This is a genomic window from Kordiimonas marina (assembly GCF_023006325.1).
GTDB classification, from domain to species: domain Bacteria; phylum Pseudomonadota; class Alphaproteobacteria; order Sphingomonadales; family Kordiimonadaceae; genus Kordiimonas; species Kordiimonas marina.
Genome location: NZ_JAINDF010000001.1, coordinates 165772 through 191208 on the forward strand (window position 1 = coordinate 165772; position 25437 = coordinate 191208).

At 60.9% G+C, this 25437-nt stretch carries 23 protein-coding genes; 3 read left to right on the forward strand and 20 right to left on the reverse strand.

Annotation, left to right across the window (positions count from 1 at the left end; genetic code table 11):
* Positions 1-61: 61 nt before the first annotated feature.
* Entirely contained in the window at positions 62-1219 is a 1158-nt protein-coding gene (locus tag K6118_RS00805) for a phosphoserine transaminase (RefSeq protein ID WP_247118223.1), read from the reverse strand.
* 198 nt (positions 1220-1417) lie between these two features.
* The gene (locus K6118_RS00810) at positions 1418-2218 is read right to left on the reverse strand and encodes a sulfotransferase (RefSeq protein ID WP_247118224.1); all 801 of its coding nucleotides are present in this window, start codon (positions 2216-2218) and stop codon (positions 1418-1420) included.
* 176 nt (positions 2219-2394) lie between these two features.
* Here K6118_RS00810 and K6118_RS00815 point away from each other — a divergent pair, with 176 nt between their 5' ends.
* A complete protein-coding gene (locus tag K6118_RS00815) occupies positions 2395-2991 on the forward strand; it encodes an EF-hand domain-containing protein (protein ID WP_247118225.1) in 597 nt (198 codons plus the stop codon).
* A gap of 148 nt (positions 2992-3139) precedes the next feature.
* Here K6118_RS00815 and K6118_RS00820 read toward each other — a convergent pair whose 3' ends face one another.
* The 11 genes from K6118_RS00820 to pyrC all read right to left on the reverse strand — a co-directional run bounded on the left by K6118_RS00820 (position 3140) and on the right by pyrC (position 15380).
* Entirely contained in the window at positions 3140-4315 is a 1176-nt protein-coding gene (locus K6118_RS00820) for a serine hydrolase domain-containing protein (protein WP_247118226.1), read from the reverse strand.
* Between the two features lie 65 nt (positions 4316-4380).
* Entirely contained in the window at positions 4381-5142 is a 762-nt protein-coding gene (locus K6118_RS00825; protein WP_247118227.1) for an alpha/beta fold hydrolase, read from the reverse strand.
* On the reverse strand, positions 5142-5954 hold the full coding sequence (gene thiD, locus K6118_RS00830; protein ID WP_247118228.1) for a bifunctional hydroxymethylpyrimidine kinase/phosphomethylpyrimidine kinase: 813 nt from the start codon (positions 5952-5954) through the stop codon (positions 5142-5144). The genes K6118_RS00825 and thiD overlap by 1 nt, the downstream gene beginning before the upstream one ends.
* On the reverse strand, positions 5954-7297 hold the full coding sequence (gene glmM / locus K6118_RS00835; RefSeq protein ID WP_247118229.1) for a phosphoglucosamine mutase: 1344 nt from the start codon (positions 7295-7297) through the stop codon (positions 5954-5956). Before glmM ends, thiD begins: the two co-directional genes overlap by 1 nt.
* Before the next feature lie 42 nt (positions 7298-7339).
* Positions 7340-8467: a dihydropteroate synthase gene (gene folP, locus K6118_RS00840; RefSeq protein WP_247118230.1), complete on the reverse strand. Its 1128-nt coding sequence runs from the start codon at positions 8465-8467 to the stop codon at positions 7340-7342.
* 6 nt (positions 8468-8473) lie between these two features.
* Entirely contained in the window at positions 8474-10384 is a 1911-nt protein-coding gene (ftsH, locus tag K6118_RS00845) for an ATP-dependent zinc metalloprotease FtsH (protein WP_343269747.1), read from the reverse strand.
* 131 nt (positions 10385-10515) lie between these two features.
* Positions 10516-11799: a tRNA lysidine(34) synthetase TilS gene (gene tilS, locus K6118_RS00850; protein WP_247118231.1), complete on the reverse strand. Its 1284-nt coding sequence runs from the start codon at positions 11797-11799 to the stop codon at positions 10516-10518.
* Between the two features lie 18 nt (positions 11800-11817).
* On the reverse strand, positions 11818-12705 hold the full coding sequence (locus K6118_RS00855; protein ID WP_247118232.1) for a tetratricopeptide repeat protein: 888 nt from the start codon (positions 12703-12705) through the stop codon (positions 11818-11820).
* 149 nt (positions 12706-12854) lie between these two features.
* A complete protein-coding gene (gene pal / locus K6118_RS00860; protein ID WP_247118233.1) occupies positions 12855-13409 on the reverse strand; it encodes a peptidoglycan-associated lipoprotein Pal in 555 nt (184 codons plus the stop codon).
* 208 nt (positions 13410-13617) lie between these two features.
* The gene (locus tag K6118_RS00865) at positions 13618-14256 is read right to left on the reverse strand and encodes a LysE family translocator (RefSeq protein WP_343269749.1); all 639 of its coding nucleotides are present in this window, start codon (positions 14254-14256) and stop codon (positions 13618-13620) included.
* 53 nt (positions 14257-14309) lie between these two features.
* On the reverse strand, positions 14310-15380 hold the full coding sequence (pyrC, locus tag K6118_RS00870) for a dihydroorotase (RefSeq protein WP_247118235.1): 1071 nt from the start codon (positions 15378-15380) through the stop codon (positions 14310-14312).
* A gap of 131 nt (positions 15381-15511) precedes the next feature.
* On the opposite strand from pyrC, the gene ygfZ reads away from it, so the two are divergent.
* Complete coding sequence (gene ygfZ, locus K6118_RS00875; RefSeq protein ID WP_247118236.1) at positions 15512-16312, forward strand: CAF17-like 4Fe-4S cluster assembly/insertion protein YgfZ; 801 nt, start codon at positions 15512-15514, stop codon at positions 16310-16312.
* A gap of 69 nt (positions 16313-16381) precedes the next feature.
* Positions 16382-16507, forward strand: a complete 126-nt coding sequence (locus K6118_RS17245; RefSeq protein WP_281500524.1) for a hypothetical protein — start codon at positions 16382-16384, stop codon at positions 16505-16507.
* Between the two features lie 11 nt (positions 16508-16518).
* Here the strand turns inward: K6118_RS17245 and K6118_RS00880 are convergent, their stop codons facing one another.
* The 7 genes from K6118_RS00880 to K6118_RS00910 form a co-directional block, all read right to left on the reverse strand.
* Positions 16519-17355, reverse strand: coding sequence for a phytanoyl-CoA dioxygenase family protein (locus tag K6118_RS00880; RefSeq protein WP_247118237.1), 837 nt, complete (start codon positions 17353-17355; stop codon positions 16519-16521).
* A gap of 81 nt (positions 17356-17436) precedes the next feature.
* The gene (gene ppdK, locus K6118_RS00885; protein ID WP_247118238.1) at positions 17437-20097 is read right to left on the reverse strand and encodes a pyruvate, phosphate dikinase; all 2661 of its coding nucleotides are present in this window, start codon (positions 20095-20097) and stop codon (positions 17437-17439) included.
* Between the two features lie 126 nt (positions 20098-20223).
* Positions 20224-22428: a glycine--tRNA ligase subunit beta gene (glyS, locus tag K6118_RS00890; RefSeq protein ID WP_247118239.1), complete on the reverse strand. Its 2205-nt coding sequence runs from the start codon at positions 22426-22428 to the stop codon at positions 20224-20226.
* A gap of 2 nt (positions 22429-22430) precedes the next feature.
* Positions 22431-23315 carry a glycine--tRNA ligase subunit alpha gene (locus K6118_RS00895; protein ID WP_247118240.1) on the reverse strand — a complete coding sequence of 295 codons (885 nt, stop codon included), beginning with the start codon at positions 23313-23315 and terminating at the stop codon, positions 22431-22433.
* A 126-nt stretch (positions 23316-23441) separates the two neighbouring features.
* Entirely contained in the window at positions 23442-24182 is a 741-nt protein-coding gene (map, locus tag K6118_RS00900) for a type I methionyl aminopeptidase (protein WP_247118241.1), read from the reverse strand.
* 3 nt (positions 24183-24185) lie between these two features.
* Positions 24186-24512: a chorismate mutase gene (locus tag K6118_RS00905; protein WP_247118242.1), complete on the reverse strand. Its 327-nt coding sequence runs from the start codon at positions 24510-24512 to the stop codon at positions 24186-24188.
* Positions 24513-25427: a S49 family peptidase gene (locus K6118_RS00910; protein ID WP_247118243.1), complete on the reverse strand. Its 915-nt coding sequence runs from the start codon at positions 25425-25427 to the stop codon at positions 24513-24515.
* Between the last annotated feature and the right edge of the window lie 10 nt (positions 25428-25437).

Here is a 25437-nt window from a genome sequence, read left to right on the forward strand (position 1 = left end):
CGAAATATTCTGAATGCTCGGGAATGACCGGGGCTTCCGCCCCGGCGCATGGCATCTGAAATCAGGCCAGTTCGGCCTTCACGGTCCGGTAAGCCCAGTCAAGCCAGCCGGTCAGCGCCGACAGGTCCTCGGCTTCGACCGTGGCGCCGCACCAGATACGGAGGCCCGCAGGCGCGTCGCGGTAGCCGCCGATGTCGTAGGCGACACCTTCAGCATCGAGAAGCGCGGCCAGCTTTTTCGGCACGGCGGCCTGGGCGTCGGCATCGAGTGTGGCGAACCACGGGTCGACAACCTTCAGGCACACGGACGTGTTCGAGCGCGAGGCCTTGTCTTCGGCGAGGAAACCGGCCCAGTCGGTCACGGCCACCCAATCCTCCAGCACGCGGAGGTTGGCTTCCGATTTAGCGATCAGGCCATCGAGCCCGCCAAGGCCTTCAGCCCAATTCAGCGCATCGATATAATCCTCGACGCACAGCATGGACGGCGTGTTGATGGTTTCGCCGACGAAGATGCCTTCGATCAGCTTGCCGCCTTTGGTCAGGCGGAAGATTTTGGGGAGCGGCCACGCGGGTGTATAGCTTTCCAGGCGCTCAACGGCACGCGGGGACAGGATCAGCATGCCGTGCGCAGCTTCACCGCCCAGAACTTTCTGCCAGCTGTAGGTGACAACATCGAGCTTGTGCCACGGCAGGTCCATGGCGAACGCAGCCGAGGTGGCGTCACAGATGGTGAGGCCTTCGCGGTCGTCCGCAATCCAGTCGGCGTTCGGGACCTTGACGCCCGAGGTGGTGCCGTTCCAGGTGAAGACGACGTCGCGGTCGGTATCGACAGCATTGAGGTCCGGCAGCTCGCCATAGTCGGCGGTCAGCGTGCGCACGTCTTCGAGCTTCAGTTGCTTGACCACGTCGGTGACCCAGCCAGCGCCAAAGCTTTCCCAGGCGAGCATATCGACGCCGCGCTGGCCGAGAAGCGACCAAAGCGCCATCTCAACCGCGCCAGTGTCGGACGCAGCCACGATACCGATGCGATAATCGGCCGGAATCTTCAGAATTTCACGGGTTTTATCAATCGCTTCTTTGAGCTTGGCTTTGCCAGGCTTCGAGCGGTGAGAACGGCCAACAAGGGCATTCTCGAGAGCGTCCACGGCCCAACCGGGACGCTTGGCACACGGGCCGGAGCTAAATTCCGGACGCCGCGGTGCGGTAGCAGGCTTCGTCATATCCTATCCTTCCAGATAGCTAGCGCCTCGTTGGGGAGGCGTGTCCCAATGTGTGTGCCGACCTCTCAGACGACTGCTTCCCAGTTGGGGGAAGTACCGGGGACGGAAACTAGCGGAAGAATGTTAACTGTCAATGAAATATTGCTGTGCTGCGCCTGATTGTCGCGCAACAATCTTACTTTAGGCGCCAAGTGCTTGTCAGGCCTCACACATCCAGGTGAATTTTGTGTCCTTGAGGGCTTTTTCGAGCGCATCTGCGTTCTCGACAATATCGCCGATCGCGCCCGACCGGAGCTTTTTCTGATCGGTCCTTATGGCACCGAGTCCCGTCACCCCGAGCGCCGCCTCAAGCGCCTCAGCCGCGCTTGCGGTCAGGCCCCCTTCCTCGGTGAACAGGGTCTCATACTCAAGCTCGGTTCTGGACGGGAACATGCTGGCGAACCGGTCCACCCGGGCTTCCAGCCGCGCCCGGCCGCGCAAGTTTTTGAGGACTGCTTCCGGGTCGACCGTCAACCTCGGCAGGGAAGCCCCCTCGCCCATACGCTTGTGCCAGATGCCGCTTGCCTCGGCCGACAGTTTGGACAGGTGCGCGCGCAACAGGTTCCGCCGCCTGAGGAAGATCACCGGCGCCCCCAGCACCTTCACATGGCGGAACAGCGCCGGTGTGGCGTCCAGCCCCTTGTCATAACCTTCGAAATGATGGGTCTGGCTGAATTTGACATCCAGGATCAGCCGAGGTTTCCGCGCCCCCGCCCTCAGGAAATCCAGATAGGCCGAAAGCCGGTCGGCCGCCGCCCCCGGCTGGATCAGCGCCGGGCGTTCCGTCACCGCCCCCGGCAGCCAGCCGAAATAATGGGTGCCGCTGCCTGCGTAGGCATCCCCAAACACTTCGCCGAGCGCCTGGCATTCAGCATGTTTGTTGAGAAGCCCGGCCAAAGCCCCGGTGCCGGAGCGCTGGCGCGCGAACAGAAAAACCGGCCTCGCTGATGCCTCATTCACCTGTTTTTCTCCTTCCCCGACGATGCTTGGTCATTTGGTCGCCATTCTAGCCATAGCGGCACTGGATGCAATGCCCGGACCTGTGCCATAGTCGCGTTCGGGAACCGAAGGGGACGGGAATGCCAAGCCGTATCACCTTCACCCGACACTGTTTCTGATTGCGAGAGATTTTGCCGATGCGCGCACGCCTGTCCCTGACTGTCCTTCTGGTCGCTTCATCGTTCTTAAGTGCCTGTGGTGGCGGCCCGAACAGGGGTGGCCCCGACGCACGTGACCACCAGCCGCCGATCCCGCCGGAGCGGATGCAACAGCTGTATCACCAGATGATCGACCGCTGGGACTATGACGGCGACGGCAAGGCCACCTGCCAGGACATGGACCTTCAGCGCCAGCGCCTGTTCAAGCTGTTGGACAAGAACAAGGACGGCGTCCTCGGCCCGACCGAATACAGGCTGGCCAAGTTCGAGGACAAGACCTTCATGTTCTACGGCTTCCTGCGCGTGGATGCCGATTCGTCCGGCACCATCAGCCTGGCCGAACTCAGCAAAATCCCCCACAGCCAGTTCAACGCCGCCGACAAGGACCATAACTGCGAGATTTCCGAGCCCGAGGCGATCGAGGCGCTGCGCGAGGCCAACGCCGGCATGCTGCCCAGCGGCCGAGAGGACGGGCGCCCTCACCGCGGCAATAGACATCGCCCATCAAAGGATGATGACGGCGGGCTTCTGCCCCTTCCGGGCGACGAAGACGGCGATAGCGGCGGCGGCCACTGAGGCCATCCGCACCCCACACACCCTTCGTCATCCGCCAGCTTGACCGGCGGATCCAGGCACACAGGGGCCTAACACTTCAAACACATGTGTTCCTAGGCTCGCCGGTCGAGCCGGCGAGTGACGAGAGCAATGTATAAGCGGGATAGCCTCAGCGGCTGGAAGCCAGGTCGGTGGTCAGTTTCGACAGCGCGTCGGACCAGAAATTGGCGCCGAGGCGGTCGATCACCGTATTGTCGGCATTCATCAGCATGACAAGGCCGAGGTTTTTCTCACGCGAGTAGGAAATCAGGCTCCTGTAGCCCTTAACCGCGCCTGCGTGCATCACCACTTCCCCCTCCGGGAACTCATAAAGCCGCCAGCCGAGACCATAGTAAGCATCGGTAATATGGCGGCGCCACTGGCGCTTATAAAGCTCATGCCGGGTTTCCACCTGCTTGGTGGTGACAAGTTTGAGCACAGGCTCTGGCAGTACGGTCGGACGGTAGCCCATCTGGGCGATGAGCCATTTGCTCATATCCTCAATACTGGCGTTCACGCCCGCGGCCGGGGCGACATTATAATAGGTGCGGCTGGGGTGGATATGCACCAGCCCCCGGCGGGTCAGGACATGGGGGTCGGCCCGGTCCTTGGTCGCCATGAAGGCGTTATAGCCGATGGAAGCATCCGCCATGCCGAGCGGCTTGAAGAAGTGGGCGTCAACCAGCTCGGAATAAGGTTGCCCCGCTGCGCGTTCCACCACCTTGCCGATCAGGCTGAACAGCACATTCTGGTAGCCATAACAGTCACCGGGGTCGCACACCGGCTTCAGCTTCTTGAAGTAAGGCAGGATTTTATCGATCTTCCAGCCGTCCTCGACCATCATGTCGTAGGAGTTGGGCATCAGCCCCGCACTGTGGCTGAGGATATGGCGGATCTTGATCTCCTTGGCGAACCCGGTCTTCTTGAAGCGCAGGTCCGGCACATAGCGGGTGATCGGGTCATCAAGGCTGAATTTATGTTCCTCGACCAATATACCGGCAAGGTCAGCCGCGAAGGTTTTGGAAACCGACGCCAAACGGAAAATGGTTTTGCGGTCGACCCGGGCATGATGATGCTTGGAGCGCACGCCGAACGTGCCCATGCGGACAACCTCGCCGTCCCGCACGATGGCATAGGCGCCACCGGGGATATGCTTCTGCCGTGTCAGGGTGTGGAATTGATGGTCGAAATGCTGGAATAGTGCCTCTTCGCTCTCCGCCTGCGCCGCCGGACTGACAATTGTCCAACCAGCAGCAGCCACAAAAGCTCCCAGGATCAGCCCCCTGAAACGCACCAAGACCCGCATTCTGTCTCCTTATCCCCTACTCAAAACTGCCCAGTTTTTATCCGGTTTCTTACCCAAGGAAGATTCTAGCCTATCAGAAACCGGTTAACAATACGCGCCACCAGATCAGGCTTTTCCGCGTGAAGCCAGTGGCCCGTGCCTTCAACCGTGCGCACGCTGGCGTTCGGGAACAACCGCAGGATCGCCTCCCGGTGTTCCGCCTGCACATAGTCGCTATTGCCGCCGCGCACAAACAGGGTCGGCCCCATGAAAGGCCCGCCGGTGTTCGCTGCCGCAATTTCCATATAGTCCCGCTCGATAGCGTCCAGATTGAGGCGCCAGCCCTGCGTGCCGTCATCCTGCCTGCGCCAGTTGGTCAAAAGGAAGCTCAGCACATCCGGCTCATCCACGTAAGTGCTGAGGATTTTCTCGGCGTCTGAGCGGCTCATGTCGCCCGCGTCCGCCACCGCGCGCATCCCTTCAAGGATACGGCTGTGGTGATGGCCATACGCCACCGGCGCGATATCGCCGACCACAAGCTTCGAAACCCGGTCAGGCGCATTGAGCGCCAGCTGCATCGCGGTCTTACCGCCCATCGAATGGCCGAACAGGTGCACTTTCTCAAGCCCCAGGCTGTCCATCAGCGCCAGCACATCGGCCGCCATCAAAGGGTAGCTCATATGGTCATCATGGGGGCTGCGGCCATGGTTCCGAAGGTCCGGTGCGATGACGCGGAAATCGCTTTCCAGAATACGGGCGATGCCGCCCAGGTTATCGGCCGACCCGAAAAGCCCGTGCAGCATGACGAGCGGCGCCCCGGCACCGCGTTCCCTGAAATAAAGCTGCATTAGTTCGTCTCCGGCCTGACAAGCGCGTGGCCCAGGGGGCCATAGCCTTTGCCGAAGCCCGGCGCCTTGGCGATGGCGGTATGGACATACGCGTGGGCGCGTTCAAACGCATCCTCAAGCGAAAGCCCCTCGGCCAGCAAGGCCGCCATGGCGCTCGCGAGCGTGCAGCCGGTGCCGTGGGTGTGGCGGGTTTCGATCCTGTCAGACGTGATCTGGCATTCGCCCTTGAGGCTGACGAGAAGGTCGGTGACCTGCTTACCCGCGAGGTGCCCGCCGGTGATCAGCACCGCTTCCGCGCCGCTATCCAGAATTTTGTAGGCCGCAGCCTTCATGTCATCGAACGTGTCGATGGTCATGCCGGTCAGCGCCTCGGCTTCCGGCGCGTTGGGGGTGACGAGGCTTGCGTGCGCGACCAGCGTTTTCAAAGCCTCGATCGCGTCATCATCGATAAGCTTGGCGCCTGAGGTGGCGATCATCACCGGGTCGACCACCAGGTCGCCATCGAAGGCCGCATCATCGATCACCTGCAGGACAGTGTCGATGATCGCCCGGTCATACAGCATCCCGGTCTTGATGACATCGGTGCCGATATCGTCCATCACGGCGCGCATCTGTGCAGCCACGGTTTCAGCGGGCACCGGCATCACGTCGGTCACCCCCAGCGTGTTCTGCACCGTGATCGCCGTCACCGCCGTGGACGCATACTGCCCCAGCATGGTCACGGTCTTGATATCCGCCTGAAGGCCCGCGCCGCCGCCGGAATCCGACCCTGCGACGATAAGCACCCGGCCCATTTTTTCGGCGGGGGACATCAGGCGGCCTCCTCAATCTCATGGCAGATCTGGTCAACCAGCCGGTTGATCTTGCCCTCGTCATCGCCCTCGGCCATGACGCGGATAAGCGGTTCGGTGCCGGACTTGCGAATGAGCAGGCGGCCTGCGCCATTCAGCTCCGCCTCGGCGGCCTTGATGCTGGCCTGCACGCTCTCTTTCAACAGCGGATCGCCATCCGCATAACGGACATTCTTCAGGATCTGCGGCACGGGCTCGAACTGTTTGCACGCCTCCGACGCCGCCAAGCCGGACTGGCGGATTTCCGTCAGCACCTGCAGCGCGGAGATCAATCCGTCGCCGGTGGTGGTGAAATCGCTCAGCACGATATGGCCGGACTGTTCGCCGCCGACATTGAAGCCGCCCGACCGCATCCGCTCAACCACATAACGGTCGCCCACCTTGGTGCGCTCCAGTTTGATGCCTTCGCCCGTAAGCAGCCGTTCGAGCCCCAGGTTCGACATGACGGTTGCGACAAGCCCGCCGCCTTTGAGGAGACCGCGCCGGTGCCAGTTGCGGGTGATGAGCGCCATTACCTGGTCGCCATCGACGATCTCGCCCTTCTCATCGCACAGGATCAGCCTGTCGGCGTCGCCATCGAGCGCGATGCCGAGGTCAGCGCCTTCTTCCACCACCCGTTTGCACATGGCTTCGGGGTGGGTGGAACCGCAATCGGCATTGATGTTGAAACCGTTCGGCGATACGCCCATCGGGATAACCTCGGCGCCCAGTTCCCACAGCACCATCGGCGCCACTTTGTAGGCGGCACCGTTCGCGCAATCGACCACCACCTTGAGGCCGTCGAAGGTTACGCCGTTGGGCACTGTCGCCTTGGCGAATTCCACATAGCGGCCGCTCGCGTCCTCAAGCCGGGTCGCGCGGCCGATGCGGTCGGGTGCGACCAAGGCCTCATCCAGATCGCCCTTCATCAGGCGCTCGATTTCGGCCTCGCGTTCGTCCGACAGCTTGTAGCCGTCGGGACCGAAGAATTTGATGCCATTGTCATAGTGCGGGTTGTGGCTGGCCGAGATCATCACGCCCAGGTCGGCGCGCAAGGATTTCACCAGCATGGCGATGGCGGGGGTTGGCATCGGGCCGACCATGATGACATCCATGCCCGCGGCGACGAAACCGGCGGCGAGCGCAGGCTCGAACATATAGCCGGACCGGCGGGTATCCTTGCCGATCACCACGCGGTGGACATGCTCGCCGCGGATGAAGGCGCGGCCGGCGGCCAGCCCCACGCGCATGGCGATATCGGGCGTCATCAGCCCTTCATTGACACGGCCCCTGATGCCGTCGGTGCCAAAATAACTGCGGCTCATCCCATACCCTATTTTTTTGAAATGCCCGTTTGAGAAGCGATTCTAACCGTTTTGTTTGATGGCGTCCATGATTGAGGCATCGTGGAACGCCTGCTGGACCTTAAGCGCCTGCACGGTTTCCGCCACATCGTGAACCCGGACGATCTGCACACCCAGGCGGGCGGCATGAAGCGCTGCCGCGACCGAGCCCGCCATGCGGCGCTCCGCCACGTCTTCCCCTGAGATCGCGCCGATGAAACGCTTGCGCGAGGCGCCCACCAGCAGCGGGCAGCCAAGCGTGTGGAACAGCGCGAGCCCGTTCATGAGCGCGACATTCTCCGCCACCACCTTCTTGCCGAAGCCGATGCCGGGGTCGAGGATCAGCCGGGACCGGTCGATCCCCGCCGCTTCGCATACGGCCACGCGCTCAGCCAGATAGTCGTAAACGTCCAGCAGCACGTCGTCATAGTCGGCTTCATTCCCGGCGTCGCCCGCCGAATGCATCAGCACGATCGGCGCGTCTGTCTCCGCCGCCACGCGCAGGCTTTCGGGATCATACTCCAGCGCCGTGACATCGTTGATGATGTGGCAGCCAGCCTGCACGGCCTTGTCCATGACGAAGCTGTGGCGCGTATCGATGGAGAGCGGAATGCCGTCAGCCTGCAGGGCTTCGATGACCGGCACCACGCGTGTCGCTTCCTCGCCTTCCCACACCGGGGTCGCCCCCGGGCGCGTGCTTTCGCCGCCGATGTCGATCATGTCGGCACCCTCGGCGATCATCGCGCGGGCATGCAGGACCGCTTCCCCGTGATCGAGGAATTTGCCGCCGTCGGAAAAGCTGTCCGGTGTCACATTCAGAATGCCCATGATCAGCGGACGCGTGAAGGTCAGCGCCCGGTCCTGCCCCGGCAGCGTCATCGGCGGCCTTGGTGTTGCAAGGGCAACATGTTGGCGCACCAATTGATCCTGAATTTCCGAAGAAAATTGGGCGAAAGCCCCCTCAGCTGTTGCAGCTGCAACAGTTTCATCGTGGGTGATCTTGCCACCCTCGCGCACCAGAAGGCGGAATGTGAGGAACCTCAGGCCAGCACTGCCTGCCTGCAGGCCCAGCGTGCCGCCGTAAACGGGACCGGCGGGTACAAGGTAAGCCCTTGCCCCGCCGGTGTTCGGTTTGTTTTTATCCGTCTTCACAGATACTTAGCTCTGCGTTTGCGGCTCGCCATGGTCGGCGCCAGCGCTCGGAACCGCGCTCGACGCCGCCGGGGTCACGCTCGGCGGATGGTCCTGGCCCTTGGGTTTCTGACGGATCGGCTTGCCTTCGATGACAGCCTTGATCTCGTCGCCCGACAGGGTTTCATACTCCAGCAGCGCCTGCGCAAGCAGTTCCAGCTGATCGTTATGCTCGGTCAGAATCTGCTTGGCGCGGCCGTTTGCGTCTTCAACGAAGGACTTGACTTCCTCATCGATCAGCTTGGCTGTCGCGCTCGACACATTCTGCTGGCGCGCCACCGAATGACCGAGGAACACTTCTTCCTCGTTCGCCGAATAAAGCAGCGGGCCCAGCTTGTCGGACATGCCCCACTTGGTCACCATCGACCGCGCGAGGTTGGTTGCATACTGGATGTCGGACGATGCGCCCGAGGTTACGGCGCCATAGCCGAAGGTCAGTTCCTCAGCCACACGCCCCGCCATGGCAATCGCCAGGTTGTCATGCATCTTCTGGCGGCTTTGCGAATATTCGTCACGCTCCGGCAGGCGCATGACCATGCCAAGCGCACGGCCGCGCGGAATGATGGTGGCTTTGTGGATCGGGTCCGCCCACTTGCAGTAGACGGAAACAAGCGCGTGCCCACCTTCGTGATAGGCAGTGAGCTTTTTCTCATCGTCGGTCATGACCATGGAGCGGCGTTCGCTGCCCATCATCACCTTGTCCTTGGCATCTTCGAATTCCGCCATCGAGACGATCTTCTTGCCGCGGCGGGCCGCCAGCAGGGCAGCTTCGTTGACGAGGTTCATGAGGTCGGCACCCGAGAAACCGGGGGTCCCGCGCGCGATGGTGTTGATGTCCACATCCGGTGCCAGCGGCACTTTCTTGATATGCACGCCGAGGATTTTCTCACGGCCGTTGATGTCCGGGTTCGGCACAACAACCTGGCGGTCGAAACGGCCCGGACGCAGAAGCGCGGGGTCAAGAACGTCAGGTCGGTTGGTTGCCGCGAGGATGATGATGCCCTCGTTGGCTTCGAAGCCGTCCATCTCAACCAGCAGCTGGTTCAGCGTCTGTTCGCGTTCGTCGTTCCCGCCGCCAAGGCCGGCACCACGATGGCGGCCGACAGCGTCGATCTCATCGATGAAGATGATGCAGGGCGCGTTCTTCTTCGCCTGTTCGAACATGTCACGGACACGGCTCGCGCCCACACCGACGAACATTTCCACGAAGTCGGAACCCGAAATGGTGAAGAACGGCACATTGGCTTCACCCGCAATCGCACGCGCGAGCAAGGTTTTACCAGTACCAGGCGGGCCGACAAGCAGCGCGCCTTTCGGAATTTTACCGCCAAGACGCTGAAATTTCTGCGGGTCCTTGAGGAAATCAACGATCTCTTCAAGCTCTTCCTTGGCTTCCTCGATCCCAGCGACATCCTCGAACGTCACCCGGCCCTGCTTTTCGGTCAGCAGGCGTGCCCGGCTTTTACCGAAGCCCATGGCACCACCGCCACCGCCTTTGCCCTGCATCTGGCGCATCATGAATATCCAGACGCCGATGATCAGCAGGAATGGCAGGTAGGAGAAGAGAACACTCAGGAATGCGCCCTGGTCTTCCGGGACTTCCTTGAAGTTGACATTATGCTTGCGCAGCAGGCCATAAAGCTCGGAATCGTCGGTCGGCTTGATGCTTTTCGCATGTTCTTTGTTGGCATAGATGATCGAAACCTGCTGCCCTTTTATCTCAACACTGTCGACACGGTTCTGTTCAACAGCATCGAGGAACTGGCTGTAGCTGACTTCCGGTACCTTGCCGGCACCACCCTGGAACAGGTTGAACAGCATAACCAGAAGCGCGATGATCAACACCCAAACGAGCGCATTTCGCATAAAACCGTTCACTATGTATCGCCTTTCTTTTACTGGCGTCTCACGCAACTATGAGGGCGCGAAAGCTTGTCCGCTTTCGTCCCGCTTACCTCAAGAGATAAGCGTCCAGCCCGCAGGTGCAAGGGTTCGCCCCTGAGAAGCCCTCACTTTTTCGACAAAGTGAGCCATTTCGGCGTCAAGGTGACCGTAAGGTCATCCCGGACACTATATCCCAGATGAGGAACCGCCTGCAAACAGTCCTCATCAAAAACCGCCGGCAGGACGAGCCTGACCGGATAAGGCAGGCCACAATCCCGCATCTCCGGCCGGTCAGCCACCAGCTGCGCCCAGCCTTTTTCGCCAAGCGCACCAATCTTGAGCTTTGCAATATCACCGCGGGCGCAAATGTCAAACCGGTTATCCCAATCAGTCTGATCGACCAGCGGTTCCGCGGGGCCGATTGCCGCCAATTCGCGGAAGACGATTATGCTGCCGCCCGGGTTGGGCGCAAACTGAACACCGTCCAGCGTTTGGCCGCTGAACTCATCGCCCATGAGTGCCTCCAGCAGGCGTTCAAGCTTCTCGAAACGCGGCACATACGGCCGCCCGCCGATCATGCGGCAAAGAGACGCAAGGCCCCGAAGGACGATATCCTCAGGCGCTGCATCCAAGAGGTCCGGGTTGAGAAAAGCGTGTCCTTCCGGTCTGAGGCGCGCAGCGTCCCGAAGCCAGAGGTGTTCATAATATTCAAGCGCGTCCCGGCTGCGTCTGAGCCGCCGTGCCGTGTCAGCCAGCCTTTGGGCACTCAGGCCCTCAAGTGGCGGATCGGCCAGCAAAGCCCGCACTTTCACCCGGTCATAGGACAGCGAGCTATTGCTCGGGTCCTCGACCCAAGTGACCCCCATGGCTTCAAGCGTGGCGATAAGCCGGGCCTTCGGAAAGTCCAGGAACGGACGCACAAGCCGGGGCGGCACGTCCCCCACGGGCGGTTTGGAGACAGGCGCCATCGCGGCAAGCCCGTAGACGCCGCTACCGCGCGCAAGCCGAAGCAACAGAGTTTCCGCCTGGTCATCCTGATGGTGCGCCGTCAAAAGCCATTTGATGCCTTTATCCCGGCACCAATCACACAAAAGGCGGTAACGGGCGCCCCGTGCCGCCGCCTGGATATTGGCCGACGGCTTTTCGCCTTCCCACACCAGCGTTTCATGCGCGATGCCGCGGGCCGCCAGAAGGTCATGGACCATAGCCGCCTCGTCCGCCGCTTCCGGCCTGAGGCCGTGATCCACGGTCAGGCACACTGCCGGCCTAAGCGCCGCCACCATAAGGCCGAGGCATAAGCTGTCCGCCCCACCGGAGACCGCAATGGCAACCTGCTCATCCGCACCAATGCGGCAGGCATCAAGCGCGACTGCAACCTCCTGGGCTGTGAGCGGATCAGCGCTGACCATGGCGGCTCCTCAAAGGCATCAGCTGCACTTCGCCTCTTTGGCAAGGTCCGCCGCCCGATCCTTCAACCGGTCATTGGCCTTGGCTTCACTGCGGCGGAATTCCGCCAGCGCATTGCAGGCGTCCGATGCGCTGCCAAGCTTGATCAGCACTTCGGAAAGGTCGACAAGCGCATCGACACGCTTTTCATGGTTCGGATGCTTCTCGATCAGCCCAAGGAACTGCTGGGCCGCCTGCGCCATCTTGCCCTGAAGCATATAAATGCGCCCAAGCCAGAACTTGGCATTGCCCGCCAGCTTCTCATCCTTGTTGACCGCCAGGAATTTCTCCATGGCGATGCGTCCGCTTTCCAGGTCGTTCTTCTGGATGAAGGCGAATGCATATTGATATTGCTTGGCGGCGTCGCCCTCAGGCAGCTCAACTGCCGGGGCGGCAGGCTTGGGGGCCTCCGCCGTCGCGGGCGCCGGGGTCGTGCTCGCGGCAGGCGTGCCAGCAGGCTGGGCCACTTTGCCTGCGGCCTGCACCGTGTCCATCTGGTTCTGCTGAAGCATGATCTGTTTCTTGAGGAGGTCGAGCGCATCCTCGAACTGACGCTGCTGGTATTCGACCTGCTCCATCCGCCCCGTCAGGGTGCGGATCTGGTGTGACAGCGCGCCGATCTGCGCCGACAGGTCGGCGAGAACCTGACGATCATTGGAGGAAACCGCGGCCGGCTGGGTCGGTGCCGACACATTGCCGGACGCGTCAACCCCGAACACCTTGCGCTGAAGCGACTGAACCTGGCGCGTAAGCTGCGCCACCTGCTCAGCCAACTGGTCCGACCGGCTTTTCGCATCGGCGGGCGTGCCAAACGCCGGCACCATCAGCGCCGCCATCAAAACGGAAAGAGCCCAAGCCCTGACTTTCATACTGTTTCTCCTTCCCTACAACTTCCCCTGCTTTTACGGCAAAAACAGGGCTGGCGTGCGAAGACCGCCAGTAGATTGGCTTTTCTAAAAAAACGACCCCGCCCCGGAATTCCGGGCACGGGGCCATTGTTCTTTGCGCCTGAGGCGGATTACTGGACGACCAGCACACCGCGGCGGTTCTGGCTCCAGAACTGCTCACCGTTGCCAACAACGGCCGGGCGTTCCTTACCATAGCTGATGGTGCTGAGGCGCGAGGCCGGGACACCAAGAGCAACGAGATAGTTTTTAACGGCGGTCGCGCGGCGTTCACCAAGCGCGAGGTTATATTCACGGGTGCCGCGCTCATCGCAGTGACCCTGAACCTGAACCTTGATCTGCGGATAGTGCTTCAGCCAGTCAGCTTGCTTGCGGAGCGTATCCTGAGCATGAGCCGTCAGCTCGGAGCTATCATATTGGAAGAACACACGGTCCGTACCGGCATAGGCAATCATGCCCTGCTCGTTGCCGCCTTTCCAGGTCATCAGTTCCTGTTCTTCAACAGTCGGTGTCTTAACAGCATCCGGCGTACCAGAGCTTCCGCTCTCAACAGCAGTTTGCGACTGATCGGTGGTAGCGGACGGTTTGTTTTCGTCTTTCGCACAAGCTGCAACCAGCAGCGCGACAGCGGAAAGATAGACAATCTTCTTGCCCAGGCGCACGGACATAATTTTGCTCCCTCAACGGATTGGGGGCTTCCCCCAGATTACAAATATCATCAACCGACCGTTAACCCTGCCCTCATGCCCTGATCAACGACCGCTTATTTCGGCAGCAACTATAGAACGCGTTTTCGACATGATCAAGCGCTCAAAATAAGGCAAATACTTGTTCTTTCGTGAATTTTCGATGAATTTTAAGTGATCTGCATCACCGTTACGTGGGCACAACAACACTGGCAATTGCAACGATGGCAAAAACGGCGATAAGCGCCGCGGAAATATGGTTGATAATTTCCAGAAGCCGGTCGGTGACTTTATCCCGCAGGAAACGACCAAGGCTGACAAGCGTGCCCCACCATAAAGCGGCGCCAAGAAAAACCCCCAGGACGAGCGCGATGGCATCCTGATGGGCGGCTTGGCCACCCGACCCGAGGTCGCCAATGCCTGCGAGCGTATAAAGCCCCAGAAACCCGACAAAAACGCCCGGATTCGTCAGCGTCAGCACCAGGCTTGCCGCCATGCCGCGTTTGACACCGCCTGTCTGCGGCTCCCGGTCCAGATGCGGGTGGCTGCGCCAGATACGGATGGCAAAGACCATCATGATCAACCCACCGCCGAGCCGAAGGGCAATATCATAGGTATTGATCAAGCCGATGACCGCATTGAGGCCCAAGGCGGCTAGCCCGGCATAGAAGGCGTCCCCCACCGCGGCGCCGAGACCGATGGCAAAGCCGTCACGTGCCCGACCGAACAGGCTGCGCCTCAAGCAGATTATATTGATGGGCCCCACGGGTGCTGACAGAACGAAGCCAAAGCTAATGCCCCAAAGCAGATATCCGACTTCGCTTATCACCGCCTCTTTGGTCCCTGCTGTTAGTGGGAAAGACTGTTGTTGGAAAGCTGAACTTACGCGTTTTCAAACCCGGCAAAGTGCCAGTTAAGCGTTTCACCGGCATGGAACGGCACCAACGTGGTGCCCGCGCCTTCAATGGCCTCCGGCACCAGCGTCGGCTTGCGTTCCAGCACGACCCGGCGGTTGTTGAGCGGCAAACCATAGAATTTCGGGCCATTTTCGGACGCGAAGGCCTCAAGCTTGTCGAGCGCGCCTTCTTCCTCGAACGTCTTGGCGTAGCTTTCAAGCGCGAAGGGCGCATTGAAGATACCGGCGCAGCCACAGGCGGTTTCCTTGCGGTCCTGCGCGTGAGGGGCAGAGTCTGTCCCGAGGAAAAACTTGGGCGAGCCCGATGTCGCCGCCTTACGGAGCGCAAGCCTGTGTTCCTCCCGCTTGATGACCGGCAGGCAATAGAAATGCGGTTTGATGCCGCCGACCAGCATGGCGTTCCTGTTGCATTCCAGATGCTGCGGCGTGACGGTGGCGCCGATAGTCGGGCCGCTTGCCTCAACGAAAGCGGCGGCGTCCTTCGTGGTGATATGTTCGAAGACGACCTTGAGCGCCGGGAAATCTGCCGTCACTTTCGACATGACCCGCTCGATGAACACGGCTTCACGGTCGAAGATATCGATCTCCGGGTCCGTGACCTCACCATGCACCAGAAGCGGCATGCCGATGCGCTGCATGACCTCCAGCACACCATGGATGTTCTTAACGTCCGTCACCCCGAAGGCCGAATTGGTGGTCGCGTTCGCTGGGTAAAGCTTGCAGGCGGTGAAACCGCCTTCGGTGAACCCGCGTTCCACCTCAGCCGGGTCGGTATCGTTGGTCAGGTAACAGGTCATCAGCGGTGTGAAGCCCGTGTCCTTGGGAAGCGCCGCCAGGATACGGTCCCGGTAGGCGATAGCCGCCGCGACCGTGGTAACGGGCGGGGTGAGATTCGGCATGATGATCGCGCGGCCAAACTGTCGGGCGGTAAAGCCGACCACGGTTTCCATCATCGCGCTGTCACGGACATGGACGTGCCAGTCATCCGGCTGCCTGAGCACGAGGCGGTCTGTGGGTTCCGTGGCGGTTTTGGTCATCGAATACTCTCGGCAAATATCAAATTCATTCTGGCAGCAGTTGTAACGGCGTTCCGCCCGGCTTACAACTTCAAAGCCGTAAGGAGCTGGCACCATGACGCCATGCCATAGCCGCACGATGAGGATGTTTTATGACAGCACACACCGTCAAACTGGGAAACCGCAGCGTGATCCGCCTTTCGGGCGCAGAGACACGCAGCTTCCTTCAGGGCCTCGTCACCAACAACGTGATGGCGGTGGCGCCCGGCCACGCTGTCTATGCCGCGCTTCTGACCCCCCAGGGCAAATATCTCTATGACATGATCATCATGGCGGACGGTGATGACCTCCTCCTCGATGTGGAGGCCGAACGGCTCGGCGAGCTGCTGCGCCGGTTGATGATGTACAGGTTGCGGGCCGCCGTGGAGATCACGGACGAAAGCGACCGCCTGAGTGTCTGGGCGGTCTTCGGGGATGCGCCGGGCAAAGGCATTTCGACCCCCGACCCGCGAAGCGCTGACCTTGGCACCCGGCTTGTCCTGCCTGCGGGCGAAACTCCGGACGCCGAGCCGATGCCCCTTGAGGGTTATGAGACCAAACGCCTCAGCCTCGGTGTGCCGGACGGCAGCCGCGACATGAAGGTAGACAAATATTTCTGGCTGGAAACCGCGGCCGAACGCCTGAACGGGGTATCCTTCACCAAGGGCTGCTTCATCGGGCAGGAGCTGACCGCGCGCATGAAGCACCGCACCACGCTCAAGAAGCTGCTGGTTCCTGTTACCGTGACTGGTGGCGCGCCTGAGCCTGATACAGCCATTGTCACCGCAAGCGGCAAGGATGCAGGCGAAATCCGCACCGGCGCGGGCGACCATGCCCTCGCCTACCTGCGTCTGGAATATAAGGATGAGCCCTTAAGCACGGATGGCAGGGCCGTCACCGTCCAGGATAGCTGATGCGGCGTTCCACACACTTGCACCCGGGTGATTTTATGGTGCGGTAGCCAACATAAGAGGGGAAGGCTTATGACTAAATCAAAGAAGCAACGCGAAAAAGACATCAACACCCAGCATGACCGCCAGCGGATGCTGGTGCTGGTTCTTGCCGTTGCCGCGATTCTGGCGACTGTGCTCTCCCTCGCCCACGGCTGAGGCGGCACGCCTTATCCGCGTTTAGGCGGCAGGGTCTTGAGCGGATGAAAGCCGCCCGCGTGCCCCATGAAGGGCGGGTGGATATTATAGCCCAGAAGCGCCTGCAGTTCTGGCGGCATTTCCGCCACCGTCTCCTTCGGGATCGAAAGAAAGAAATTCTCCTGCGTGCGCGCCCAGGCCGCGCAATATTGCGGGAAGATGCCCAGGCGGGCCTTGCCGGTCACATTCCCCCCTGCCCGGTGCCATAGGTTGCCCATAAAGATCAGCACGGAGCCCCGCGGCATTTCAGCAGCGATAATCTCATCGCCTTCCGGGTCCCCCCAGCCAGTTTTTCCCCCGGGCTGATGGCTCTGGAAGGCTTCATCGAGTTCCAGCACGCCTTTCGGCACCCGGTCCTCGCCCCACAAATGGCTGCCCGGAATGAGCTGGGTCGCGCCGTTTTCGAACGTGAAGTCGTCCATCGCCCAGATCGCCCCGACCGAGAAAGCCGGACGGGGCCGCGGGATCGGATAGAAACCATCATCAATGTGGAAAGCCTGCGGCTGTTCACCCGGTAGCACGTTGGCCGCCAGCGCCGCCGTAATCAGGCAGTCATCCCACAGGAGCGGCTTGACGACCTTCAGCACATCCTCATGCATGAAAAAGGGCCACAGCGCGGGCGAAAGCTTGGGGAGCGAATAGATGCGCTGGGTCTTGAAACCTTCGAACTGGTTCCGCCCCGTGGGGCCACCCGCGAAGATGGGGTCGAGCACGTCCCGTGCCGTCTGAACCTCACGCTCAGGCATCAGGTTCTCGAGGATGACATATCCCCGGGTCTTCATGGTCTCAATCAGTGCGGCATGATCCATTGTGGCGTCCCCTTTGTTTCCATGAGGGTAGGCCGCGCGCCCTAAAAGAAAAGGCCCCGGAGAACCGGGGCCTTTTGATCTTTAGCCTTTCAGCGCGGCCTGTGCGGCGGCGAGCCTTGCGATCGGCACCCGGTAGGGCGAGCAGGAGACATAGTCGAGCCCGGCGCCGTGGCAGAATTCCACGCTGGCAGGATCACCGCCATGCTCACCGCAGATACCAAGCTTGAGGTTCGGCTTGGTGGACCGGCCGCGCTCGGCGCCCAGCTTCACCAGAGCACCGACGCCGTCCTGATCGATGGAAACGAACGGGTCGATCGCGAAAATATCCTTCCGGACATATTCCTCCAGGAAACGGCCCGCATCGTCCCGGCTAATGCCGATGGCGGTTTGCGTCAGGTCGTTGGTCCCGAAGGAGAAGAAGTCGGCCGAGTTCGCGATCTGGTCGGCGCAGATAGCCGCGCGCGGCAGCTCGATCATGGTGCCAACCATATAGGTGAGCGTGTGACCCTTCTCCGCGAACACCTCTTCAGCCATGGCTTCAACGCGGGCGCGCAAAATCGCCAGTTCCTTTTCGGTGGCGACGAGCGGGATCATGATCTCCGGCACGACGGTGTCGCCGGTTTCCTTCTCGACCTCAACCGCGGCTTCGAAGATGGCCCGCGCCTGCATCTCATAGATTTCCGGATAGGTGATACCGAGACGGCAGCCACGGTGGCCGAGCATAGGGTTGAACTCATGCAGTTCAGCCGCCCGGCGTTTCAGCAGGTCCGCAGTCGTGCCCATGGCCTTGGCGACATCCTCGAACTCATCATCCTCACGCGGCAGGAATTCATGCAGCGGCGGGTCGAGAAGACGGATCGTCACAGGCAGGCCACGCATGATCTTGAAGATGGCGACAAAGTCACCGCGCTGCATCGGCAGAAGCTGGGCGAGCGCACGCTTGCGGCCGTCCACAGCCTCAGCAAGGATCATCTCCCGCACCGCAACGATACGGTCGCCTTCGAAGAACATATGCTCGGTCCGGCACAGGCCGATACCTTCGGCACCGAAGTCCCGTGCGGTTTGGGTGTCGCCCGGCGTGTCGGCGTTGGTGCGGACACGCAGCTTGCGGTACTTGTCAGCCCAGACCATGAGCGAGGCAAAGTCCCCGGCGAGTTCAGGCTGGAGCGTCTTGACCGCCCCGACCATGACTTCACCGGTGGCACCGTCGATGGTGATCTTCTCACCCTTCTTGACCTCACGGCCCATGCAGACGAGCGTTTCGGTTTTGGCATCGATGCGGAGCTGGCCTGCGCCCGATACACACGGGCGGCCCATGCCGCGCGCCACAACGGCGGCGTGGCTGGTCATGCCGCCACGCGCGGTCAGGATACCCTTGGCGGCGTGCATGCCGTGGATGTCTTCCGGGCTGGTCTCAAGCCGGCACAGGATGACGTCACGACCGTCCTTGGCCCAGGCTTCGGCATCATCCGCGGTAAAGACCACAGCGCCCGATGCCGCACCAGGCGACGCTGGCAGGCCGCGGGTCAGCAGGTCACGCGGCGCGTCAGGGTCGAGCGTCGGGTGCAGAAGCTGGTCGAGGGCCGCGGGTTCAACACGCAACACAGCGGTTTTCTCGTCAATCAGGCCTTCAGCCACCATGTCGACCGCGATCTTGAGCGCGGCCTTGGCGGTGCGCTTGCCGTTCCGGGTTTGCAGCATCCACAGCTTGCCGTGCTGGACCGTGAATTCGATGTCCTGCATGTCCTTATAGTGACGTTCCAGCTTCACGAACACGTCTGCGAGCTGGCCGAACACCTCAGGCATACTTTCTTCCATCGAGGGTGCCGTGGCGCCTGCTGCCTCCCGGGCGCGCTTGGTCAGGTTCTGCGGCGTACGGATACCGGCCACCACATCCTCGCCCTGCGCGTTGATGAGATATTCGCCATAATATTCGTTTTCACCGGTCGACGGGTCGCGGGTGAAGGCCACGCCGGTTGCCGACGTGTCACCCATGTTGCCGAACACCATGGCCTGAACGTTGACGGCGGTGCCCCAGCTTTCCGGGATATTGTTGAGGCGGCGGTAAACCTTGGCACGCTCGATCTGCCAGCTGCCGAAGACGGCGCTGATGGCGCCCCACAGCTGTTCCTGAACATCCTGCGGGAACGGACGGCCGAGCTCTTCTTCCGTCTTGGCCTTGAACTGGCCTGCGAGCAGTTTCCAGTCCTCCGCGGTCAGGTCGGTATCCAGGTCGACGCCCTTGTCTTCCTTATGCATTTCGATGAGTTCTTCGAAATGGTAATGGTCAACGCCGAGCACGACGTCCGAATACATCTGGATGAAGCGGCGGTAGCTGTCCCACGCGAAGCGCTCATTGCCGCTCATGGCCGCGAGGCCTTCAACCGTTTGGTCATTGAGGCCGAGGTTTAGGACCGTATCCATCATGCCCGGCATCGAAACGCGCGCGCCGGAGCGCACGGAAACCAGAAGCGGGTTCTTGGCGTCACCGAACTTGGCGCCCACGCTTTTCTCGATCTTCTCAACGGCTGCATCCACGTCCGCCTTCAGGCTTTCGGGGTACTTCTGGCCGTTGTCATAATAGTAGGTGCAGACTTCCGTGGTGATGGTCAGCCCCGGCGGGACGGGCAATCCCAGGGAAGCCATTTCGGCAAGGTTGGCGCCTTTGCCGCCCAGAAGATTTTTCATGTCGGCCCGGCCTTCAGCCGCACCGTCCCCGAACGTGTAAACCCATTTGGTCATAATAGACGGTCCTTTATCCGCGCTGCCCGATCCCCTTATGTCCCGCGTGGTTGCGAAAACGGGCAGTGCCGATGGTTGGTCAATCGCTGGGCCGGCTTTATGTCTATTCACCCAGTACTTACGGTATCAGCCTTCAATAAGACTGAAATCGGCCACCGTATTCACGGCAGCCCGAATATCGCTTAGAAGCGCCAGACGGTTGGCGCGCAAGGCGGCCTCATCGGCGTTCACGGTCACCTTATCAAAAAAGGCATCGATAGGCGCGCGCAAAGTGGAAAGCTGCGACATCGCGCCCTCAAAGTCTTCGCCCGCGAGCGCTTTTTCGGCCCCGGCCTTCGCGGTGGTAAGGGCGGCGGCGAGCGCTTTTTCCTCAGCCTCAACCAGTTCAGCGGCGTCAACCGGCTGGTCGTAGCTGCGCTCGTCCTTCTTCTCCTCAATCTTGAGGATGTTGGCGGCGCGCTTGTAGCCTGCGTGCAGGTTTTCCCCGTCATCGGTCGCGAGGAAATCGCTGAGCGCAGCAACGCGGTTGAGCACACGGACGAGGTCATCATCGCCCTTGGCGAACACGGCATCGATCAGGTCATGCCGCACACCCTTGTCCTTCTGCTGGACCTTGAGACGGTCAGCAAAGAAAGCGAGGAGGTTTCGTACTTCTCTATAATCCTCAAACTGAGGCCAATAGTAGCTGCCAGGGGCATCCTCACTGACGACCCGCTGAACTTCGCCATCTTTATAAACATGTATTTCATCGCCAACCAAAACTATGTCGGTGATCGATCCCGTTGCAGTTGTCAGAATTGATGCTTTTTTCTGTGAAGCATAGAAATACGCTGCGGCATTAAATATCTCATGCAACGAAAAACGAACATCATTCTCCGTAATCAAGCGTATCGCACCAAGCGCGGCACGGCGGAGGGCATAGGGATCCTTCGAGCCTGTCGGCTTCTGGCCGATACCAAAGAAGCCAACCAGCGTGTCCAGTTTCTCAGCGAGGGCAACAGCGACCGAAACCGGTGCGGTCGGGCAATCGTCATTCGGGCCTTGCGGGGCATAATGGTCACGGATGGCATCGGCCACCGCGGCGCTTTCGCCCTGCTTCTGGGCGTAATAGCGGCCCATGACGCCCTGCACTTCCGGGAATTCGAACACCATGCCGGAGACAAGGTCAGCCTTGGCGAGTTCAGCAGCGCGCTCGGCTTCCCCATTGTCACAGCCCGGAATGAACTGGGCGAGATAACCCGCCAGTTTCTTCATACGATCAGCTCGACCAGCTACTGTACCAAGGTCAGCATGGAACACGATGTCCTTGAGGTCGTCGAGGCGGTCATCCAGTTTGACCTTCAGGTCCTGCTCCCAGAAGAATTTGGCGTCGCTGAGCCGCGCGGTCAGCACGCGTTCGTTGCCCTGCCCCACGGCCACGCCGCCGTCCGACGGTTCCATGTTGGCGACCGTGATAAAGTGCGGGGCCAGCTTGCCGGTGTTCGGGTCACGGGTGACAAAATATTTCTGGTCCTTCTTCATGGTCAGGATCAGCACCTCTTCAGGCACCTCCATGAAGGCGGGATCGAAGTTGCCCATCAGCGGCACCGGCCATTCGACAAGGCCTGCGACTTCCGCGAGGAGACCACGGTCTTCAACCCACTCAAGGCCCTTTTCAGCCGCAAGGTCACACACGCGCTTCTCAATCAGCGCCGCCCGCTCGGAGGGGTCCAGCACCACCTTGTGAGCCAGCAGCTTGGCTTCATAATCGCCAAGGTCGGTCACGTCGAACCACTCGGGCGCCATGAAGCGATGGCCGAAGGTCTTGCTCCCGGCTTTGATGCCGTCCACGTTCACCGGCACGACGGCGCCGTCGAACAGGCACAGAATGCTGTGAAGCGGACGCACCCACTTGAGGCTACCCTTACCCCAACGCTGGGCCTTGGGCCACGGGAAGCTACGGATGATCTGTTCAAGCGATTCCGCAATAACCTCGGCGCTCGAACGGCCCTTCTTCTCGATGATGGCATAGAGGAAGGTGCCTTTAGGGTCTTCCCGCTCCTCACACTCGGCGCGGGTCACACCGGCGCCGCGCAGGAAGCCTTCGATGGCTTTTTCGGGCGCGTCGGCACGCGGGCCGCGGCGTTCTTCCTTCACGTCCGGCTGTGCGGTCGGCACACCGGCGACATGCAGGGCAAGGCGGCGCGGGGTCGCGTAAGTATCGGCGCTTTCGAAAGTGAGGCCAGCATCCTTCAACGCACCAGTCATGGCCGCTTTCAGGTCGTCGGATGCTTTCTTCTGCATCCGGGCCGGAATTTCTTCGCTGAACAGTTCGATCAGAAGGTCAGCCATGGTTATACCTCCCAACCGTTTTTCTTGATCCACGCCTCACAGCAACCTTTGGCCAGCTCGCGCACCCGGCCGATATAGGCCTGGCGTTCGGTGACCGAGATCACTCCGCGCGCGTCCAGAAGGTTGAAGGTGTGGCTGGATTTGATGCACTGCTCATAGGCAGGCAGCGGCAGCTCGGCGTCCAGGAGCTTCTTGCACTCCTCCTGCGCCTCGGCGAAGTTGCGGAACAGGCGCTCTGTATCGGCATGTTCGAAGTTATAGGCCGACTGCTCGCGCTCGTTTTCCAGATAAACGTCGCCGTAGGTTACGCCCGCGCCGTTGAAGTCCAGGTCATAGACATTGTCCACACCCTGCACGAACATCGCCAGGCGTTCGAGCCCGTAGGTGAGTTCGCCCGCGACCGGCTTGCAGTCGAAACCGCCAACCTGCTGGAAATAGGTATATTGGCTGACTTCCATACCGTCGCACCAGATTTCCCAGCCAAGGCCCCAGGCGCCCAGGGTCGGGCTTTCCCAGTCATCCTCCACGAAGCGAACGTCATGCAACTCGGTGTCGATACCGATAGCCTTGAGGGAGCCGAGATACAGCTCCTGCATATTCTCCGGGCTCGGCTTCAGGATCACCTGAAACTGGTAATAATGCTGAAGGCGGTTCGGGTTCTCGCCATAACGGCCGTCGGTCGGGCGGCGGCACGGCTGAACATAGGCGGCTTTCCAGTGGTCCGGACCGAGTGCCCTGAGCGTGGTCGCCGGGTGAAAGGTACCCGCGCCCATTTCCATGTCATAGGGCTGCAGAATCACGCAGCCTTGTGCCGCCCAGTAGGTCTGGAGCGTCAGGATCATTTGCTGGAACGGCAGAGGGCCAGCCTTCTCAGGAACTTGTGTCATATGAAACCGCGTTGAATCCGAATCGAATACGCCAATATTGCGCTGCAACCTAACGGGCGCGTGAGGTGCGGTCAAGCAAAGGAAACTGGCCTATTGGGTTAGTCTGGTCGTTCGTCCGATCGTTGATCACGCGGTCAAAATAATCGGCGCGCCTTTGGTGACGACGAACGTGTGTTCGAACTGGGCGCCATGGCCGCCCTGGGCCAGCCGGAGCGTCCAGCCGTCCTCGGCCTCTACATACTGGTGGCTGTGGGTCGCGAGGAAGGGTTCGATGGTGATAACCTGTCCTTCGGTCAGCTTCTCCCGCTCGCTCGGGTAATAGATGTTGGAAATGGTCGGGTCCTCATGGATCCAGCTCCCGACACCGTGGCCGTTGAGGCCTTCGATAATTTTGAAGCCGTGCTTTTTGGCTTCACGCTCGACCACCTTGGCGATGGCATTGAGCGGCTGGCCCGCGCGCGCAGCATACATGGCCTTGCGCTGCGCCGCCTTGGTGGCGTCCAGAAGCTTCTGAAGCTCCGGCGCGATGGCGCCGACTGCGAAGCTGGCACCAGTATCCCCGAAGAAACCGTCCTTCTCGGCCGAGACGTCGATATTGACGAGTTCACCTTCTTCGAGCGGCCGGTGATCCGGAATACCGTGCGCGACCGCATCCCCCACCGAAATGCAGGTATGGCCGGGGAAATTATAGGCGAGCCGCGGCGCGGACGTCGCACCGCGTTCTTCCAGCATTTCGCCCGCGAGCTGGTCGAGCTCCCACGGGGTCACCCCGGGGGCCACGCGTTCGCCCATCGCGTTCAGAACATCGCGGCAGATCGCGCCGATTTCCTTCAGTTTTTCAAGCTGGTCGGGGCCGTCAACAGTCATCGGTCAAAGCTCGCCTTCATCGCGAATGATTTCATGGTGACGGATCACCTCGCGGATGATGAACTGGAGGAATTTCTCACTGAATTCCGGGTCCAGGTTCGCGGACTTGGCCAGCGCGCGCAGACGTTCGATCTGACGCTGTTCGCGGCTCGGATCGGCGGGCGGCAACTTGTGTTCCTTCTTATAGAAACCCACAGCCTTCGTGATCTTGAAGCGTTCCGCCAGCATGAAGACGAGCGCCGCATCGATATTGTCGATGCTTTCGCGGTAGGCTTCCAAAATCCTGGCGTGGTTTTCCATCTGTTCCTGATCCGTCCTTGCGTCCGTCATCTATAATCCAAACTTGTTCCAAAACAGCCGCTCCTCAACGGCCGCGATCGCAGCCCCCGGAATGTCGGCCATGCTGCCCAGCCCATCATGCGCGTTGCGGCCAAGCCCGATAAGCGACCGCAGCCGTGGCTTGCTTTCACCCACGACCTTCAGCTTCACCTTCCTGCCGAACCGGTTGCGCATCACCATGCGGACGTCACCGATGCCGTCAATGAGGCCGAGCTTGACGGCATCCTGCCCGGTGAAAACCTCCCCCGAGAATATCTTGCCCCTCAGGCCCTTCAGGCGCTTGCCGCGTCTGTCGCGCACCATGCTTTTGAAATGTTCGTGGATTTCGCCCTGGATTGCCTTCAGGCGCTCGACATCCTCAGGCTTTTCATCCTGGAAGGCATCCAGCATCGCCTTGCTTTCACCCGCGGTATAAAGCCTGCGTTCAACACCGATTTTCTCAATCGCCTTCTTGAAGCCGAAGCCGGAGGACACAACGCCGATCGAGCCGATAATCGAGCTTTCGTTGGCGTAAATCTCATCACCCGCCAGCGCCAGCATATAGCCGCCGGACGCGGCAAGGTCTTCGGCGAAGGCCAATACCGGCACATCCTTTTCCCGGGCGAGCGCCCGGACACGGTCCGTGATCATCGACGCCTGCACCGGCGACCCACCGGGCGAGTTGATGAGAAGCGCAACCGCCTTGATGCCGCCCATCCCGAACGCATGTTCGAGCTGCCCCGCGACACCGGCCATATTGAGGCTTTGGCGGAACCGCTGGCCCGGCGCGATGACGCCATAAAGACGCACCACGGCGACCTTGGGGGCCGGTTCGCCAAAGATCGCACGCCTGAGGGCCTTAAGGGTATTCCCAACCGTCTTCAGCATTCCGTCTTCATTCTCCGGCTCGACAATCATGTTCGGCATGATGGGTCTC

Bases quoted from the DNA above. Each gene is read 5' to 3' on its own strand.
- K6118_RS00805 (WP_247118223.1), bottom strand. From the start codon at position 1,219: ATGACGAAGCCTGCTACCGCACCGCGGCGTCCGGAATTTAGCTCCGGC.
- K6118_RS00815 (WP_247118225.1), top strand. From the start codon at position 2,395: ATGCGCGCACGCCTGTCCCTGACTGTCCTTCTGGTCGCTTCATCGTTC.
- K6118_RS00820 (WP_247118226.1), bottom strand. From the start codon at position 4,315: ATGCGGGTCTTGGTGCGTTTCAGGGGGCTGATCCTGGGAGCTTTTGTG.
- K6118_RS00825 (WP_247118227.1), bottom strand. From the start codon at position 5,142: ATGCAGCTTTATTTCAGGGAACGCGGTGCCGGGGCGCCGCTCGTCATG.
- thiD (WP_247118228.1), bottom strand. From the start codon at position 5,954: ATGTCCCCCGCCGAAAAAATGGGCCGGGTGCTTATCGTCGCAGGGTCG.
- glmM (WP_247118229.1), bottom strand. From the start codon at position 7,297: ATGAGCCGCAGTTATTTTGGCACCGACGGCATCAGGGGCCGTGTCAAT.
- tilS (WP_247118231.1), bottom strand. From the start codon at position 11,799: ATGGTCAGCGCTGATCCGCTCACAGCCCAGGAGGTTGCAGTCGCGCTT.
- K6118_RS00855 (WP_247118232.1), bottom strand. From the start codon at position 12,705: ATGAAAGTCAGGGCTTGGGCTCTTTCCGTTTTGATGGCGGCGCTGATG.
- pal (WP_247118233.1), bottom strand. From the start codon at position 13,409: ATGTCCGTGCGCCTGGGCAAGAAGATTGTCTATCTTTCCGCTGTCGCG.
- pyrC (WP_247118235.1), bottom strand. From the start codon at position 15,380: ATGACCAAAACCGCCACGGAACCCACAGACCGCCTCGTGCTCAGGCAG.
- ygfZ (WP_247118236.1), top strand. From the start codon at position 15,512: ATGACAGCACACACCGTCAAACTGGGAAACCGCAGCGTGATCCGCCTT.
- K6118_RS17245 (WP_281500524.1), top strand. From the start codon at position 16,382: ATGACTAAATCAAAGAAGCAACGCGAAAAAGACATCAACACCCAGCAT.
- K6118_RS00880 (WP_247118237.1), bottom strand. From the start codon at position 17,355: ATGGATCATGCCGCACTGATTGAGACCATGAAGACCCGGGGATATGTC.
- ppdK (WP_247118238.1), bottom strand. From the start codon at position 20,097: ATGACCAAATGGGTTTACACGTTCGGGGACGGTGCGGCTGAAGGCCGG.
- glyS (WP_247118239.1), bottom strand. From the start codon at position 22,428: ATGGCTGACCTTCTGATCGAACTGTTCAGCGAAGAAATTCCGGCCCGG.
- K6118_RS00895 (WP_247118240.1), bottom strand. From the start codon at position 23,315: ATGACACAAGTTCCTGAGAAGGCTGGCCCTCTGCCGTTCCAGCAAATG.
- map (WP_247118241.1), bottom strand. From the start codon at position 24,182: ATGACTGTTGACGGCCCCGACCAGCTTGAAAAACTGAAGGAAATCGGC.
- K6118_RS00905 (WP_247118242.1), bottom strand. From the start codon at position 24,512: ATGACGGACGCAAGGACGGATCAGGAACAGATGGAAAACCACGCCAGG.
- K6118_RS00910 (WP_247118243.1), bottom strand. From the start codon at position 25,427: ATGCCGAACATGATTGTCGAGCCGGAGAATGAAGACGGAATGCTGAAG.